This window comes from Shewanella japonica, from assembly GCF_002075795.1.
GTDB lineage: Bacteria > Pseudomonadota > Gammaproteobacteria > Enterobacterales > Shewanellaceae > Shewanella > Shewanella japonica.
The window spans coordinates 4659311-4677080 of sequence record NZ_CP020472.1 but is presented as its reverse complement, the minus strand read 5'-3'; the positions used below and the strand labels follow the sequence as shown (position 1 = coordinate 4677080).

Here is a 17770-nt window from a genome sequence, read left to right as displayed (position 1 = left end):
ATCAACTATCTTCTGTCATCAACTTAAGTAGTGATTTCTGGGTTTTTTCATCTGATATTTGAAGTATGAGCTTATGGTTTTCAGGGTCATACTGCACCACTTCACCAGTACCCGCTTGACCAATACTTTTTTTGAACACTTTTGCCATAAAGCTCTCATCAACTGCTTGTATATCAATCCACCTTTCGGCATCTACTGAATTTGTCGTAGGTTCAATATGGTGGTTTATTTCAAAGCCATTTGTATTCACGAAAGTTTGGAAAGTGCCACGCAATGGTGAGTCCAGCTCAAGCGCACCTTCTATTGCTTCATACAAGACGGTTGCAGGGACGCTCTTTTTATCCTTTGCCGCTTTAGATAGGATAGCATCAAGCGAGGTGAATGCATTATTGTAAAACGATTCAGGTAAATCATTTTGTAATTGAAATGCTGATAGCGCATCATAAAGTTGAGTAACAGAATGAGCATTTTCCGCTCTAATCACGCAGCCAAATGCCTCTCTAAAAAATAAACCTTTTGAAGCACCTTTTATAAATTTTAGATAGGTTTCTTCTTGTGGGATTTCTGGATAAGTTGAGTCGAAAAGCGCAAGGTCAAATAATGCTGCTTGCCTCATAGCCTCTAGGTTAATATGTTCCGAGTCGGTCGGCACAAGGTGCTCATCAAAATTAAATCCGTCTTTCTTGTCCACCATCATCGCCATCAGCCGACCAGTATCATCTTCTTCATGACCTTTATAATGCATAAACACTATATTACCCCCAGCAACTTTGTAGGCACCTGCATCTTTCGCTGCATCAACTAAGGACGCCATGAGTAAGGTTACTAACTCCGTAAAAGACAGAGTGTTGTTGATATAAGACTTTAACCTAACAGGGGTAGAGTTCGGGGATACGTCCTCATCGTAATAACTGTGATATTTATTTCTTCGTTTGAATTTATTTTCGACTTCTACAATTAATCTGTAGCAAATATCATCATCTTCAGGCCATTCACTACCAACCTTTGAAGAAAGGCTGGAGCTACCTGTCTGGGTGATGAACTCCGCAGTGACAGCTGCAACGGAAATAAATTTTGGGCGTTCGATAGGTGCTAAAGCTTCACAGTCGGGGCAATTTTCAAGAGACTCATCAAAGGTCTCACCGCAGTCAGTGCATTCAAACATATTAATCTTCCGCATTAAGCTATAGATATAAAAAGGGAGGGAGATATTTAGCGAATTACCGTGTGAATTTTAAACATCTTCCTTGATTATCTAAGCATATTATATGGTTAATCTAGTGCGGTCTAATTTTTATGGTGAGTAATTGACCTATGCTACATTCTTTTAAGGGGAAGGGGATACCTACATTTGTTCCAGCTTTAACTCCATGCTTTTGGGTATACCTCAAAACATACACTGATACTTATGCTTGCTGCGTATGCAATAGAGTTAATTTTATCAAAATCGAGAGACTAAGCTGGCATCTAGATTCAAAAGCATACTGTTGGTAGGTAGCTATAAATCAAGATAAGGTGCTGAAGTCTTTAGTGCCTTCAAGGCTTTCTTTGAAGAATGTGTAGCAATATTAAAATACCCTGACGCCTTTCTTATACGCTCAACAGTAATTCAAGTTATCGCCTGAGACCTATCAATTAACTATACCCATAAGACAGGTTTAGGAGCTTCTATCATTTAGGGTTGACACCATTTATATGATAGGTTTATCATTAGGGTATCTTAATGAGAGGGTGGTAATTATGACTACTTATATTTACGCAAGAGTTAGTACTGATGGGCAAAAACTTAGGCCTCAGGTTGATTACTTGTGTGGCAAGTACGATGTGCCAGTAGATAACCTATTCGCAGAAAACTTTAGTGGTAAGTCGCTTGATAGGCCAGCCTTTGTATCCCTTTGTGAAACGGTTAAATCCTCTGACACTATTATTGTTCAAGATTTATCACGGTTGGGGCGTAATACGACTGAGGTACTAAATTTCATTGACGATATGACTAACAGAGATGTGTCACTAATAGTTGATGATTTGGGGCGTATCGATGTTACTAGCGCAACAGGGAAGATGGTAATTACTACTTTAGCCGCTGTTGCCACGATGCAAAGAGAGCAGATTCTAGAGAAGCAGGTTATTGGGATTGCCAAGGCGAAAGAAGAAGGAAAATACAAGGGCAGACAGCAATCTCCTGAAACAGTTAAGAAGTGTCAGCGTGCACTTGATTTAGTAGGCAATGGGTTGAGTAAGGAGGAGTCAGCTAGGGCTGTAGGCGTTGGGGTTGCGACTCTTTATCGGTATATCAAGAGCCAATAATTCAGCCTCCTTCAGATAGTTATTACTTTAGATACCCATTTTTCACTTAATGATTAGTAACAGATTAACCTGATATAACAGTTATTTATGGAGATTGGTTAGTTACATTTTATAGAATACTTACCCCCTGTTTTAACTATTTAACTAAACGAAAGAGGGGGAACCATGTCAATAAAACCTATTCAAAGTAAAAAGCTCTGTCGACAGTGTGAAGAGGTCTTTGTAACCACGTCTAAAAAGTTCATCAATTGTAGCTCATGCAGAAAAACAGAGAAAAAAACAGATTGGGTGAGTAAATTCCTCAATTCGAATTTTGGGCTGTGGTTAGTAAATCGAATAGCAGAGCATCAAACCTTTAAGGCTGTAGATTTTACATCTAATGGCTTATCTGAGCTTTATGCTCTGTATAAATTACGCAAAAAGTATTGCCAGTATTCATACAATAAGGGGTGGTCATCTGCCCTTGAGTTGGATTTATGTCATCTATACCCCGTAAAGTCAGGAGCTGAGTTTACTGGTGAGTTATCGCCTAGAAACTTGATTATTGCCCCAAGCAAAATTAATAGGCACTTAGGAAATAAGGTTTTTGAAGTTGGGCATAAAGTGGGCTTACCGCCACCATCAAAAAGAGTTAAGGGTGTCGCGGCTGTCAGGCAGTCTATAAAGAAAAATAAAAGTTTTAGAGGGGCAGTCATAGCTTTTCAATCAACCCATAAGCTCAAGCCCTCTAAGAAAGGGCTGGTTGAGGGGGTTATTGAGGCTAAGGGGAAATTCAGTCTTATGGATGTTGCTGAGAATGAGTTCACTCGATTGAGCTTAAACGTGCCTAAAGTTGGGTCTGCTGAAGTTCAGTTCATGATTGCGTTACAAGGGGCTCAGAGTCTCAGGCCTAGTAAGGGGCAGGCTATCTGTTTAGATAAAGATGAGCTGAAAGAGCAGCGCCTTTGGGCTACAGAGCCTTGGGTTAGAGAGTTGTCTGATGTGGAATTGACAACTTTTGTGAACTTGAAATTACACTTAAGAGATGGAGAAGTAACCATTCAAAACAGGAACTTCTCTGTAGGCAGGCTGTATGATTCGTACATCAAGAATGATTTGCATAATAGATTCAGCTGTACCTTTCTAAATAAAGAAGTTTCTGACTTAGCCTATGAAGAGGTGGTTAGGGCTTTTACTGGAAAGTGTAATGCCCCAATACAGCAGATTAAGATTGAAGAGGTTGTGGAAGATAACTGGTAGTTTATTTATTGTTATTTACAGCTATTTCTTGTATTTGAGCTGGATGAAAATAAAGAGAGGGGGAGAGGGCTGGTAAGCTTTTTATAGATTGAGGTCTTTGCTGTTAAAGTGTGGTACACAAAGTGGTACACTAAAAAACACATACATAAATGTGTATCAATGAATTCAAAAAGTTAGAGTTTGCCAGTTAGCTTATCGGCCAACTCAACCTAATTTAATTAAAGGCCTCACAGCAATGTGAGGCCTTTTGTTTTTTAGGGTGCAGATTAGCTCGGCTCATTAGCATCAGTATCTTTATCGTTTTTAGAGAGTCGTCACCTATCCTCTTTTTATTTCATGCTAATTTTGAGCACATCTTAAAGAGGAGTCCCCCCATGAAACGTCCCGTCATTCTCGATTGCGATCCTGGTCATGATGATGCCATCTCGCTGATCCTTGCATTAAGTTCTGACCAATTAGATGTGCTCGCAGTGACAACCAGTGCTGGTAATCAAACTCAAGCCAAAACGCTCAATAATACCTTACGCATTTTAACCTTGTTAGGACGCCAAGATATTCCTGTTGCCTCAGGTTCACCTAAGCCATTGGCGCGTAATCTCATTATTGCTGACAATGTTCATGGTGAGTCAGGGCTAGATGGGCCTGTATTACCCGATCCTAGTTTTGCACCCGTTGAGCAAACCGCCATTGAATTGATGGCTGAAAAAGTCCGTCAATCAGCAACGCCAGTGACTTTAGTACCAACAGGTCCTCTGACCAATATTGCCATTTTTTTAACGGCGTACCCAGAGCTGCACACAAACATAAAAGAGATTGTATTAATGGGCGGGGCTGCTAGCGAAGGCAATTGGACGCCTGCTGCCGAGTTCAATATTTTTGTTGATCCTGAAGCGGCTGATATTGTATTTAAAGCTGGCATTCCTGTCGTGATGTGTGGGTTAGATGTGACTCATAAAGCACAAATCATGGATGAAGATATTGAACGTATTCGTGACATTGGAAACCCGATATCTCAATGCGTGGCAGAATTATTAGATTTCTTTATGATTTACCACCGTGATCCTAAATGGGGGTTTACTGGGGCGCCACTTCATGACCCTTGTACCATTGCTTGGATGTTACAACCTGAATTATTTACAGCGACTGACTGTTGGGTCGGCATTGAAACTAAAGGCGAGTACACCCAAGGCATGACTGTGGTTGATCGCTACCACTTAACCAGTAATCCACACAACGCGAAAGTGATGTTTGATATTGACCGACTTGCATTTGTAGATTTTATTATCGATTGCCTAAGTAAATATTTTCAAAAATAGGCAAGGTATTGTCACTATTTTTTATAAATAATCAGTGACTTGCCATGTCAATCACTGAGGAAACCTTTTGATGAACACATTATTAATTGTGGGCAGTGCTAATGCCGATCATGTATTAGCGTTTAGTACGCTACCCAAACCTGGCGAGACTTTGATGAGCCAGCAATATCGATTAGAACTTGGCGGTAAAGGGGCTAATCAAGCTGTTGCTGCAGCTAGATTAAAAACACCAAAGCAGCAGGTCGAATTTATTTGTGCGCTGGGTGATGACGGTAATGCTAGGTTGATGCGGGATGCTTGGCAAAGTGACGGCGTTATATTATCTGGCTGTTATGATATTGCTGGACAAGATACTGGTACAGCAATGATTTTTGTCAGTGAGAAAGGTGAAAATAGTATTGGTGTGGTTGCTGGAGCAAATGCTTGCTTAACGCCTGCGCATATTGTGCAGCAACAAAGACTGTTTGACCTAGCCAGTTATTTACTCATTCAGCTAGAAACTCCAATAGATACTGTGGCGACAGCGTTAAGGCTTGCTAAACAGCACGATTGCACCACCATACTCAATCCTGCGCCTGCAGCGGCTTTACCATCAGAATTACTCAGTTTGGTAGACATCATTACGCCTAATGAAACTGAAGCACAAGCGCTTACGGGTATTACGGTTACTGATACACATTCTGCCGCTCTTGCGGCGAACAAGTTGCATCAGTATGGCATTGGCACGGTCATTACCACTCTAGGGAGTCAGGGCGCTTATGTCAGTGTGCAAACTGATTCTGAGCGATACAATCAACTAATAGCCGCTTTTCCTGTCACTGCAATTGATACCGTCGCTGCAGGTGACACTTTTAATGGCGCCTTAATGGTGGCATTAGATGAAGGGCTTAGCATGATTGAAGCGGTGAGTTTTGCCAATCAAGCATCGGCGATTGCGGTGACTAGGCATGGCGCTCAACGTGGTATTCCTTATCGAGCTGAACTGTAGCTAATTGATAATCTTAAATCGCTAAACTAATGTGCATATAAAGAATAAATGCTATTGTATTCAATTACATTTAAGGATTTGAATGTGATTGAATACAAAATGGTGTTGTAACAGCATTTCAGCTTAATTGGGTTGATTAAGTTGTGTGTCAAGGATGAAAGTATATGAGTGGGTATGGAAACTATTGGAGTAACTCAAGTGATGTCATTATTAATGAGATCAAGGCTAAAGTCTTGGCTCGAGACTTTGAGCTCTATGGTATAAAAAGGCGAAATATTCCACCTCTTGGAATTGATTACCTTGAAGTATTAGATGGTGTTACCAAGCTCGATAGACTAGAAATTGAGCATATTGCCAAAGAAGTGATCGCGACACATAAAAGAGGGCCTACCCCTCCGCTCTCACCACAACAACAGCTTCAAGCAAGACAGAAAGATATTTGGCAACATCAAGAGCACCGATCATTTTCTGTTTTCTTAAAAGACTTCACTAAAGGCTTTTCTATTTACAAATTGCTTATTATTTCTAGCTTATTGATACTTTTTGCCGTCACTGTGCATATTTTGACGAACGGTTTGAAAGCAAAGCAGGTGAATAAAAAGCTGGAAATCGAGATTCAGCAAAGAATGAGCGAGCAGGAAAAGCATAAAGCTAGCATTCTTGAAAACATGCAAAAGCAAATTGCCGCCCAAACCAAAACAATCAAACTGAATTCTGAACAAGCGGCACTGAAGTCATTATTTCAAAGCCTAAATCGTCAAGTGTTAAGCGCTAGAAGAGATGTTGATAGATTTTATTATCAAAATCATCGTTTTCCAGAAAGTAATAAAGAAGCCAGTTCAATGTTAAATAGATTAAAGTCTGAAATTGGTGTCAGAGATGCTTTTATTTCTAGCCAGAAAGGAATTGTATTAGTGCTAGATTCGCAATTTGAGTCAGGCACTGTTATTCATCACAAACCAAGTCAGTTTGGACAAGGTATACAATGGCGATGTGAGACAAATGCTGTAAAGGCTTTTCTTGAAAACCCAACGCAACATATTTGTAATCATAATCCTAGCATCAGAAGAATGACCCTCATTCCTGAAGTGTGGGCTGATTAGTCAAATTTGCCGCTATTAGAAATAAGAATGGACTCAATATGACCTCAAATCGTACTCAAATGATTGAGCTAATCGAGCAAGACAAAGTAGCTGAACATCATCTCAATCAGGCGTTGCAGCTAAGTGGTGTAACGCCTAACACTCAACGCTGGTTTCAATTCGTGAATCAATTACTCGCTTGGTTTGGCGGGTTAGCATTGATGTTTTCTGTGCTGTTTTTTATTGCCTATAACTGGCATGAAATGGGTAGATTTGCCAAGTTCATGCTTGTTGAAGTGCTGATTGTTTTATCTGTTATTGGTTATTACTGGTTAGATAAAAAAGCGCGAAAAACTCAGCAAACTGAAGGCTCCGCTTTATCAGAACCCTCCAAGACACCTTCTTCAATCGTAAGCCAATTTAAAGTCAGCGATACTGTTGCCAAAATCCCTTTGTTAATGGCGTCGATTTTCTTCGGGGTATTACTGGCGTTGTTTGGGCAGACATATCAAACAGGTGCCGATCCTTGGCAGTTATTTTTTAATTGGGCATTGCTGATTATTCCTTGGGTCATCATAGGTCGCTTAAGTGCATTGTGGATGGTATGGGTAGGCTTACTCAATTTAGCAGTACTACTTTATTTTCTTGAGTTTGGCGGGGTAGGACTTTTTGGGCATCAAGACTTAAATGCGCTTTGGAGCGTCTTTAGTATCAATGCCATAGCATTATTGTGTTGGGAGCTTATGAGCCGCCGATATACTTGGTTAACTGTTCGCTGGGCACCAAGATTATTAGCGTCAGTCAGTGGTTACAGTATTACTTGGCTAACATTATTGGTTATCGTAGATGCCAATTATATAGGTGTAAGTCGCTATGACTTGAGTGGTGAAAATCTCGTTCCTGTGATTGTGTGGCCAATATGGGTTGGCTTAATGTACATCGTCTATCGACGCTTTCGGCAGGATTTATTTATGCTAGCTGGCACCTTGTTATCGGCCAACATCATTATTATCAGCTTTTTAACGACGCACCTACTAAATGATGTTCATGAGTTGGGCTTTTTGTTGATGTCGTTCACCACGATTGGAATGGCGGCGGGGTCGGCAATGTGGCTGCGAAATATCAATAAGGAGTGGCAATCATGAAGCAGTCACTCTCTAATACCAATAAGCCAATCCATGGGCTTTGGCAATTACTCATACAGCATCAATTGGTTATGGGGGAAGCGCCAGAAAAAACTGAAATTACATCACCTTGGTTTGTGAAGTTATTACTCGCAATAGCGGGCTGGTTTGCAGCATCATTCTTTTTAGGGTTTGTCGCATTGGGGTTAGAGTTTATCTTCGATGAAGATTCAGGCCCTTACATCATGGGAGCTGTGTTGGTGCTGGTGGCCTATGTATTACTTTTAAAAATTCGAAATGAGTTTTTAGAGCATCTTGCATTAGCGTTGAGTTTTTGCGGGCAAATATTATTGGTATATGGCTTTATTCAACATACTAACGATGATGTTAGTTGGTTAATGGCCACAGTGTTACAGCTTAGTTTACTGTTCATGATGCCGAATGATATTCATCGTTTTTGCTCAGCATTTATTGCAGGGTGCTGTTTGATGGTGACGTTAGCCTTGTTTCACCTGCCGTTTATTGGTGGCGGTGTGGTGCTGATGGTTGCGTGCTGGTTATTATTAAATGAGTTCAATCTATCAAAAAAACCAATGTTTGCCGGGTTATCACGTCATAAACGTCCCATTGCATATGGCTTGTTATTATCACAAGTTTTGCAGTCTAGCTTAATGGCATTTCAATACCATTGGTACAAGGATATCGGCGCTTCGGTCAGTCAAGGGTTTTACACCGCTCCTTGGATGGGGAATGTACTATTGGCATTCGTGTCACTGTATGTGGCGCAAACGATACTGAGTCGTCATCCTGAATTATCCCAAAAACTGCGTTACTGGATATTCGCCGTTATCGTTATTATTTCGGTGCTATCGTTTGAAGCACCAGGAATTAACGTCGGTATCTTGTTGCTCATTTTAGGTTTTTCAGCCAGTAATTACTTATTAATGGGAGTAGGGATTACCGCTCTACTGAGCTTTATATCTGCTTACTATTACTTTTTACACTACACCCTTTTTGAAAAGTCGATAACCCTCATCGTGATGGGATTAGTCCTGCTAGGTATACGTTGGTTTTTACTTAAATCCAGTTGGCTAAACGGTGCTGAGGCGAGTATCAATAATGTTGTCAAGGAGTCGGTGAGTGAATAAGTTAATCCAATTGTTGAGTCATCATCAACCACGCTTACACAAAACCCTGTTATTTGGCACCTTAGTCATCATATTAGGGTTAGTGAATTGGCAAATTTATCAAAAAGAGCAACATCTTGCTCATGGCACCAAAGTCTATCTTGAGTTAGCTCCTGTTGATCCTCGCTCACTTATGCAGGGGGACTACATGGCGCTGCGGTTTAAAATCGCAGATGATATTCGTGCAGCATTAAAGCGTGCTCAAGCGCAATCAATTGAAGCTGCGAAATCCAATCAAGGCGTTTCAGATACACAAAGTCATTCAGTAGCTAGCAGTGAAGAGCAAAACATTGAGATAACAGGTGAACAGTGGCAATCACTCCCCAATAGTGATGGTTATGTCATTGTCAAAATCGATGAAAATCATATCGCCCATTTTCAGGCTATTGCAGATGCTCCAGATGACGGCAAGAGTAATGCAAAAAGCAGCGGTATAAGCAGTGCTGAAGATATCGAGCAAACTCTGAGTTCAAATCCGCTACGGATACAGTATCGAGTGAGGCAAGGGCAAATCAAATTTGCCACCAACGCTTTCTTCTTTCAAGAAGGTCATGCCAGTGTATATGAAGCCGCTGATTACGGTGAGTTTCGAGTTAACAGCAATGGGGAGCCGCTATTAACGGCCATGTATGATGCCGACTTGAAGAAGCTTGAGTATCGAGAGGAAGGCGGTGAGCAAGAAAGTAACAATTGATAATAGATTGAACTTTGTTGATTCAGCTTATTAGTGATCTAGTTGTTTACCGATAGGCGCAGGAAATCGTTGCCTTGCTGGTAATCTGCTGATGCTTACTTCGGAAAATTATCTTGAAGATAATGGGCGATTTTATTGGATATCGTCACTAGTTTATCACGAAGCCAAGTATGGGCGGGGTCTTGTCTAACAGCATGAAGAAAAATGTAAATTTAGGCGATGAAATTAATGAATTACCCGGACAGTTATTTAAAGATCTCGTCAAACTAAACAACGAGAAATTTTGTTGTACTCGTTGGTCGTTTGACTCCAGGGCGATGGAATATGCCTTTCAAGGGGTAAAAGGGGCCGAGGGGATTGGTAATAAGATCGTTGAATTAGCGAAAAAGAATGAGACCGCTTTGAGGAAAGAAATGGGATTTTTGAATACTAAGGAAGGTAGAGCAGAATGGGGACAGTTCATTAAAGATTTAAAGAAAAACCAAAATAAAATAGTTGAGGTTAAATCTATATGAGTATGATGTTTGTTCCTACTTTAGAGTTTTTAGGAAAGTTATATTGTGACCGAGACTTCGTATACCTAGCTGGTGCAGAACATGCTGCAGTGATTAATGATAAAGTAAATTACAAAATATTTAAATATGATATAGGCGTCTATTATGTTCGGAATATTAATGGAGGAGTTTCAACATATTTCGGTTCTGAATACGATGATTATCATTCGTGTTACCAACTAACATGCGATGAAAAGGTGGTTGAAGTCCCAGAATTAGTGCAGCTTGTATCCGAAGGAATTGATTCTTTTAATTTCAAAAACTACTTCATTAATGTACTAACAAATGACGACTATGAGACCCATTGGGAGGTAATAAACAAAGCTGGAGGGGAACAAATAACCTTCAATTATGACGGCTATGCAGTCCATCAAAACGGTAGGGTATTTGTGAGGGAATATGATGCAGTTATTGGACTAGAAGAGGATCTAACTGTACGTTGGAGAGTTGAGTGTGATAACTCCCAAGCTACAGGTTTCCGGCGCAGCCGTTTCTTTGCTGACAGTTATTTAATCTATGTGTCTTTTCGTGAAGAGCCTAGCTCGAAAAAACCTTGGCCAGGCGATACAGTCAATGTTGTGTGTTTGGACACTGGCAACATCATTTGGTCCTATACTTTTGATAACCCAGTAATGAGCGTCATGCACCACAACAATTCAATCGTGGTAGGCACTGATGTACATGGCTTTATATTAGATGCCGCAACGGGTGACATGACCCTGCAGTTTGCCAGTCCGTATAACATCATGGATATGAAACCTGTATACATTGATGGTGATTACCAAGGTCAAATCCGCAGTGAAAGTCGCTTATGGACAGATGGGCATTACCTTTATTTTACGGGTAGCAGTGGCAATCAACTGCATATTTACACCATGGATGGCTGCTTATTCAGTGGTCCGCATCAAATCCCTCAAGGTTATCGCTTTGAAGCTAAAAAACAGTGTTTTTATCTTAACGGTAAAAGCTATATACCAGTGAGCACTGATGACCAAGCGTTTAATCTCGTGGACTTTGGCGTAGTCATTATCGACCCGTTGTCATTAACGCCTGAGACAAGCATAACACTTGAAGCTGGGCCAGAGCGTGCGCTAGTTCATCAGGTACATGATAAGAAAACAGAGTCTTATCAGCTTAAGATGACAGTCGATGAAGCTGCAGGAAACGCACGCGATGACTTAATACGTTATGCCGAAATAGAGGTAAAGCGCATCGCCGCTCGTTTTGGTGACCAACGCTGGACTAACAAAGAGAAAAATAAAAAGTTTAATGGGCAAATTCAGCTGACGATTACGGGTTCGGCTGTGATGAAGCAAACTTGCCAAAAGATGCTAGATATTTTGGTTGAGCGAGTGCACCTCTGGGCTAAAGAATCAGATATCGATGCTGGTAATCGTAAAGAGTCAATTAAAGTGACTTGGGAATGGCTGACGAAGTAACAAGCAATAAAATGGCTACTAATAACATGGCCATCCATGATTAATGGCTCAATACCATACTCTTTACTAGATTGGGTTATTGTTAGGAGCTTGGATGCTTTTACTCCTCAACAGTTTAGTTGATCTTATGATTGTTTATTCACTCCGCTTACTGCGGAACGTTATCTTGAAGATAATGGGCGATTTTATTGGATATCGTCACTAGTTCATCACGAAGCCAAGTATGGGCGGGGTCTTGTCTAACAGCATGAAGAAAAATGTAAATTTAGGCGATGAAATTAATGAATTACCCGGACAGTTATTTAAAGATCTCGTCAAACTAAACAACGAGGAATTTTGCTGTACCCGTTGGTCGTTTGACTCCAGGGCGATGGAATATGCCTTTCAAGGGGTAAAAGGGGCCGAGGGGATTGGTAATAGAATAGTTGATTTAGCGAAAAAGAATGAGAAAGCTTTGAGGAAAGAAATGGGATTAGAGGGAAATAAAGGTCGGGAAGCTTGGTTAGAGTTTGTTGATGAACTAAAACAGGATACTAGTAAAATTATTGAGGTAAAGGCTATATGACTATTTCATTAATCCCTAGTATGGATGTTATATCTGATATTGAATATTGCTCCCCACTAACATGTTTTTATTCAAATTCACTTTGTTGTGTTCTTGATGAACAGGGTAAACTTCGAATTCTTAAATATGATCTCGGAGAGTATTTACTTAAAATATTTAGTGGAGTACCAGTATTTTATTATGGAGAGCAGGAGTATAATTATAAAGAAAGTTATGAGTTTAGCTCTAGTTGGACTATTAATCCCCAATTATCATTGATTGAATCACCTGAGTATTTATCTCGAGCTTCAGAAAGTTGTAGCTTTTTTGAAGTTGAAAATTATACGATCAACGTTATTGGCATAGATGATTATGATATCAGTTGGCAAATTACAAATAAGAAAACGAAAGAGCGGAAAGAACTTAACTATGACTCATTAGCCGTAATTTTTAATGAGAGAGTATATGTAAGAAACTATGCTGAAGTTATTGCTCTAGATAATAGCTTTGTACAACGTTGGCAGTTGAAATGTAAAAACTCCCAAGCTACAGGTTTCCGGCGCAGCCGTTTCTTTGCTGACAGTTATTTAATCTATGTGTCTTTTCGTGAAGAGCCTAGCTCGAAAAAACCTTGGCCAGGCGATACAGTCAATGTTGTGTGTTTGGACACTGGCAACATCATTTGGTCCTATACTTTTGATAACCCAGTAATGAGCGTCATGCACCACAACAATTCAATCGTGGTAGGCACTGATGTACATGGCTTTATATTAGATGCCGCAACGGGTGACATGACCCTGCAGTTTGCCAGTCCGTATAACATCATGGATATGAAACCTGTATACATTGATGGTGATTACCAAGGTCAAATCCGCAGTGAAAGTCGCTTATGGACAGATGGGCATTACCTTTATTTTACGGGTAGCAGTGGCAATCAACTGCATATTTACACCATGGATGGCTGCTTATTCAGTGGTCCGCATCAAATCCCTCAAGGTTATCGCTTTGAAGCTAAAAAACAGTGTTTTTATCTTAACGGTAAAAGCTATATACCAGTGAGCACTGATGACCAAGCGTTTAATCTCGTGGACTTTGGCGTAGTCATTATCGACCCGTTGTCATTAACGCCTGAGACAAGCATAACACTTGAAGCTGGGCCAGAGCGTGCGCTAGTTCATCAGGTACATGATAAGAAAACAGAGTCTTATCAGCTTAAGATGACAGTCGATGAAGCTGCAGGAAACGCACGCGATGACTTAATACGTTATGCCGAAATAGAGGTAAAGCGCATCGCCGCTCGTTTTGGTGACCAACGCTGGACTAACAAAGAGAAAAATAAAAAGTTTAATGGGCAAATTCAGCTGACGATTACGGGTTCGGCTGTGATGAAGCAAACTTGCCAAAAGATGCTAGATATTTTGGTTGAGCGAGTGCACCTCTGGGCTAAAGAATCAGATATCGATGCTGGTAATCGTAAAGAGTCAATTAAAGTGACTTGGGAATGGCTGACGAAGTAACAAGCAATAAAATGGCTACTAATAACATGGCCATCCATGATTAATGGCTCAATACCATACTCTTTACTAGATTGGATTATTGTTAGGAGCTTGGATGCTTTTACTCCTCAACAGTTTAGTTGATCTTATGATTGTTTATTCACTCCGCTTACTTCGGAAAATTATCTTGAAGATAATGGGCGATTTTATTGGATATCGTCACTAGTTCATCACGAAGCCAAGTATGGGCGGGGTCTTGGTTTTGCTTTTTAAGCCAGATGAGATAATTGGAGACTTTTTTATATTCAAATGGTGGTTGAAATACCTGTAGCTTTAGCTGTTCTTTAAACTGTAACGCTAACGACAGTGGTACGGCGCTGACAAACTCGGTTTGGCTGACCATTAATAAGTTGCTGAACAGTGAGCGTCCGTGATATGCGACTTTGCGTTTGGTGAGGTCTAAATTAGTGTAGTGGCTCAGGCTATACAGATGGTTACGAGTTCTTTCCAACACTGCATGGGACTCTTGCATGTATTGTTGCTCTGAAATACTCCCCTTAATTCTCGGGTGGCCCTCTCTGCATATCACCACAAATTCACTATCAAATAATTTGAGGCTCTCAAAGCTCGGATTTTCAGACGGCAAAATATCAATCATTAAGTCGAATTTTTGTTGCTGTAATGCTTCGAAAAAGCCTTCGTCATTATCCATTTGATCATAGACTTCTAGCGAGATTTCTTTATTTTCGAGCAGTGAAAACTGCGTTAACAATACCCCTTGTAAATGCTCTGGCGCGGTGATCACGTATCGGCGCTGAGAGGTAGCAGGATCGAATTTTCCAAATGAGGTAAATACGTCATTCAGCTGATGTATCGGATCTTGTATTTGCTGGTACAAGTTAGTGGAGTAACTCGTGGGAATAACCCCTCGTCCCTTTCTGATAAATAATTCTTGCCCAACTTCTTCTTTCAGTCGGCCTAACATGGTGCTCACCGTTGATTGATTGGTGTTCAAGTGTTCTGCTGCTTTACTCAAGCTGCCATGTTCCATCACTTTAGAAAACACGGCGAGTAAATTGAAGTTAGGAATATCATTATTCATGTTTTTCAAGCTCTCTCTTTTAACACATCACCACTAACACATCACCAATGATATATCGTAATTACGATATTATGAAATCGTAACAGCTTATATATCAATCATTATGCCTGAATTAATATTTAGTAAAAGGAAAGTTCATTTAAATACAAAAATTGAGGTATCGTATGACTTCTAAGTTGAAAAAGTTCTTACTTCCTGTAGCGATAAGTGCAGCTTTAGTTCCTGTATCTGCCGCCTTTGCTACCCCTACCGTTGAAGCTTCATCTACAACAGGCCAAGCATTACAAACTAGCTCTGCTGCTCATTACCAAAATATTAACTTTGATAAACGTTACAACAATGGCGTGTTATTTGAGCATGAATCTAATCTATTCTGGGGTAAAGGCGAGCGCATCAAAGTGCTTTCTACCACAGGCGAAACTCTGGCTTTTGTCGAAGCATCTTCGCATGTTCATGATGCACTAACTAAGCACAGTCGCAAGATGGATCAAGCCATTATCCAAGTCGATGACAACGTCTACCTTGGTTACGGTTTTGGTCTTGATACTCCCGTTATGATTGAAGGTGATGACGGTATTATCATCGTTGATCCCGGTGAGTCAGTGCAAATGGCTGAATCAGTTAAGGCGCAGTTTAGAAAAATCACTGACAAGCCTGTTAAAGCCATCATTTACTCACACAACCATATTGACCATATCTCAGGTGTTCGTGCTTGGGCGACTGACGAACAAGTCGACTCTGGTGAAATACTCATTATTGCACAGGAAGGCTTAACGGCTGCTGTGGCTAACTGGTCTTCAAACCTAGGTACATTGTTTGGGCACAGAACATCTTACACCGGTGCTAAGCACGTTGAAGAAGGTGAACACGGTACCGTGAACGATGGTTTAGGTCCTCGCTTTATGCAAGGCGATATTTCATTTATTGAGCCAAACCTCACCTTAAAAGATCGCTTAGACATCACTATTGCTGGTGTTGAACTGCAAATTGTCAATGTGCCATCAGAAACCAAAGATGAGGTGGTTGTTTACTTACCTAAGCAAAAAATCCTTCACGCAGCTGAAGTATTACAAGGTGAGAACTTCCCTAACTTGCACACCATTCGTGGTACCAAATTCCGCGATCCAGCAATGTGGTTCAAGGGCATCGATGTGATGCGCAAGTTTGACACCGAAGTGATGATTAACTCTCACGGTCGCCCTGCTGAAGGTAAAGCCGCGGTAGAAAATGTATTAACCGCTTATCGTGATGCGATTCAGTACACCCATGACCAATCTATTCGCTACATGAATAAAGGTATGACACCTGATGAGTTGGTTGAGGTGGTTAAGTTACCTAAGCATTTATCTGAGCACCCTTGGTTAGGTGAGCACTACGGCACCGTTGCTCATGCTGTTCGTCAGATTTACGTGGGATATGTTGGCTTTTTTGAAGCAGATCCATGGCAACTAGAGCCTATGGCATATGAGCAACGTGCTAAAGCATTTGTTGAGCTAATGGGCGGTCGTGACAACATTATTAACACGGCGAAAGCGGCGATTAAAGCTGAAAACTACACCTTTGCAGCTGAAATCCTGTCATACCCAATCACAGTGAATAAGCAAGATACTGAAGCACGTGAGTTAAAGGCGCAAGCCTATAAAACCTGGTCGGCTAATCAAGTCAACATTAACTGGCGTAACTGGGGACTGAATGCTGCTGCAGAATTAGAAGGCACACGTGACTTCTCTAACATGATTAGCTTTGCATCAGTTGACGTGCTTACTGCACTTCCAAGTGAACAGATCTTTGACATGATGACAGCCACGCTTATCGCTGAAAAAACGCTCGATGTTGAAATGGCGATGACATACAACTTTGCTGACACCAAAGAGTCAATCACCATTGAAATTCGTAATGGTATTGCTCAGTTACATACGCAGCCATATGTCGATGCGGATATTCAAATTAACACTACACGCGCTGTGTTAAATCAAATCTTGATTGCTGGCCCTAAATCACAGCAGGTGATTGGTGAGAGTTTAGCTTCAGGTAAGTTCAGTTTTGCCAATGGTGATGTGCAAGCCTTTGGATTATTCATGAGCTACTTTGATAAGCCAATGACACCTCAAGAGCTTCAATTAATCGTTCGATAATTCGTTAACACCACAAGGGACTAAGTGACAAAAGCTTAGTCCCTCAGAGTTTGGAGTGATCATTATGTCTCGTCTTTTATTTTTGCTTCTATGTGGGATGCCACTTTACGTTAATGCTTGCGGAGTACATCAAGATGCAGGATTTAGCTTTGTATCTGAACCGGGCTCGCTACCGATATTTGAACGCATTATTCATGAAAGGCAGCATGGCACGTTCAGTAACCTGGATAAGCCTGAACATTTCAAACTCTACTCGTTCACCAAGGCGTTATCTAAAAGCGATCAACAAATGTCATTTAGCCTGTTTGAAGCCGTTAAAGGACATTATAGCGAAATACTATTTTCTGAAATGATTGTTGTGCAAGAGCGGGCGTCAATGCCGTCGTCTAGTGACCTGTTACTCATTTCCGAGTTAGACGTACTCGATGCATTGGCTAGCAAACAACTGAGCTGGCCAGATGCAAAAAGTCAGGGTTTAGTTCGCATCAATGGACTGCCACAAGACATTGCCATGCTCGATAAATGGTTCTCTGACCTGTTTCCATCAGATCGCGTTAATTAAT

Annotated in this window: 16 protein-coding genes; 14 read left to right on the top strand and 2 right to left on the bottom strand. The window is 40.8% G+C overall.

The window, feature by feature from the left end; all coding sequences use genetic code 11:
* Position 1: 1 nt before the first annotated feature.
* A complete protein-coding gene (locus SJ2017_RS19865) occupies positions 2 to 1165 on the bottom strand; it encodes a nucleoid-associated protein (RefSeq protein ID WP_080917124.1) in 1164 nt (387 codons plus the stop codon).
* A gap of 575 nt (positions 1166 to 1740) precedes the next feature.
* On the opposite strand from SJ2017_RS19865, the gene SJ2017_RS19860 reads away from it, so the two are divergent.
* The 12 genes from SJ2017_RS19860 (at position 1741) to SJ2017_RS19805 (ending at position 13991) form a co-directional block, all read left to right on the top strand.
* Positions 1741 to 2307: a recombinase family protein gene (locus tag SJ2017_RS19860; protein ID WP_080917539.1), complete on the top strand. Its 567-nt coding sequence runs from the start codon at positions 1741 to 1743 to the stop codon at positions 2305 to 2307.
* 165 nt (positions 2308 to 2472) lie between these two features.
* Positions 2473 to 3546, top strand: a complete 1074-nt coding sequence (locus SJ2017_RS19855; RefSeq protein WP_080917123.1) for a hypothetical protein — start codon at positions 2473 to 2475, stop codon at positions 3544 to 3546.
* A gap of 374 nt (positions 3547 to 3920) precedes the next feature.
* A complete protein-coding gene (gene rihA / locus SJ2017_RS19850; RefSeq protein ID WP_080917121.1) occupies positions 3921 to 4862 on the top strand; it encodes a pyrimidine-specific ribonucleoside hydrolase RihA in 942 nt (313 codons plus the stop codon).
* A 70-nt stretch (positions 4863 to 4932) separates the two neighbouring features.
* Positions 4933 to 5850: a ribokinase gene (gene rbsK / locus SJ2017_RS19845; RefSeq protein WP_080917120.1), complete on the top strand. Its 918-nt coding sequence runs from the start codon at positions 4933 to 4935 to the stop codon at positions 5848 to 5850.
* Positions 5851 to 6014: 164 nt separating this feature from the next.
* Complete coding sequence (locus SJ2017_RS19840) at positions 6015 to 6953, top strand: hypothetical protein (protein ID WP_080917118.1); 939 nt, start codon at positions 6015 to 6017, stop codon at positions 6951 to 6953.
* A gap of 38 nt (positions 6954 to 6991) precedes the next feature.
* Positions 6992 to 8077 (top strand): DUF2157 domain-containing protein, encoded by a 1086-nt coding sequence (locus SJ2017_RS19835; RefSeq protein ID WP_080917117.1) that lies wholly within the window; start codon positions 6992 to 6994, stop codon positions 8075 to 8077.
* On the top strand, positions 8074 to 9204 hold the full coding sequence (locus tag SJ2017_RS19830) for a DUF4401 domain-containing protein (protein ID WP_080917115.1): 1131 nt from the start codon (positions 8074 to 8076) through the stop codon (positions 9202 to 9204). Before SJ2017_RS19835 ends, SJ2017_RS19830 begins: the two co-directional genes overlap by 4 nt.
* Complete coding sequence (locus SJ2017_RS19825; RefSeq protein ID WP_218919240.1) at positions 9197 to 9937, top strand: GDYXXLXY domain-containing protein; 741 nt, start codon at positions 9197 to 9199, stop codon at positions 9935 to 9937. Before SJ2017_RS19830 ends, SJ2017_RS19825 begins: the two co-directional genes overlap by 8 nt.
* A gap of 194 nt (positions 9938 to 10131) precedes the next feature.
* Positions 10132 to 10452 carry a hypothetical protein gene (locus SJ2017_RS19820; RefSeq protein WP_167692949.1) on the top strand — a complete coding sequence of 107 codons (321 nt, stop codon included), beginning with the start codon at positions 10132 to 10134 and terminating at the stop codon, positions 10450 to 10452.
* Entirely contained in the window at positions 10449 to 11930 is a 1482-nt protein-coding gene (locus tag SJ2017_RS19815) for a hypothetical protein (protein WP_080917112.1), read from the top strand. Before SJ2017_RS19820 ends, SJ2017_RS19815 begins: the two co-directional genes overlap by 4 nt.
* A gap of 247 nt (positions 11931 to 12177) precedes the next feature.
* Positions 12178 to 12495, top strand: a complete 318-nt coding sequence (locus tag SJ2017_RS19810; protein WP_167692948.1) for a hypothetical protein — start codon at positions 12178 to 12180, stop codon at positions 12493 to 12495.
* The gene (locus SJ2017_RS19805) at positions 12492 to 13991 is read left to right on the top strand and encodes a hypothetical protein (protein ID WP_080917109.1); all 1500 of its coding nucleotides are present in this window, start codon (positions 12492 to 12494) and stop codon (positions 13989 to 13991) included. The genes SJ2017_RS19810 and SJ2017_RS19805 overlap by 4 nt, the downstream gene beginning before the upstream one ends.
* Before the next feature lie 148 nt (positions 13992 to 14139).
* On the opposite strand, the gene SJ2017_RS19800 is transcribed toward SJ2017_RS19805, so the two are convergent.
* Positions 14140 to 15072, bottom strand: a complete 933-nt coding sequence (locus SJ2017_RS19800; protein WP_055025574.1) for a LysR family transcriptional regulator — start codon at positions 15070 to 15072, stop codon at positions 14140 to 14142.
* A 164-nt stretch (positions 15073 to 15236) separates the two neighbouring features.
* On the opposite strand from SJ2017_RS19800, the gene SJ2017_RS19795 reads away from it, so the two are divergent.
* Both SJ2017_RS19795 and SJ2017_RS19790 read left to right on the top strand, forming a co-directional pair.
* Positions 15237 to 17207: an alkyl sulfatase dimerization domain-containing protein gene (locus tag SJ2017_RS19795; protein WP_080917108.1), complete on the top strand. Its 1971-nt coding sequence runs from the start codon at positions 15237 to 15239 to the stop codon at positions 17205 to 17207.
* A 64-nt stretch (positions 17208 to 17271) separates the two neighbouring features.
* Positions 17272 to 17769 carry a hypothetical protein gene (locus SJ2017_RS19790; protein ID WP_080917107.1) on the top strand — a complete coding sequence of 166 codons (498 nt, stop codon included), beginning with the start codon at positions 17272 to 17274 and terminating at the stop codon, positions 17767 to 17769.
* Position 17770 lies beyond the last annotated feature (1 nt).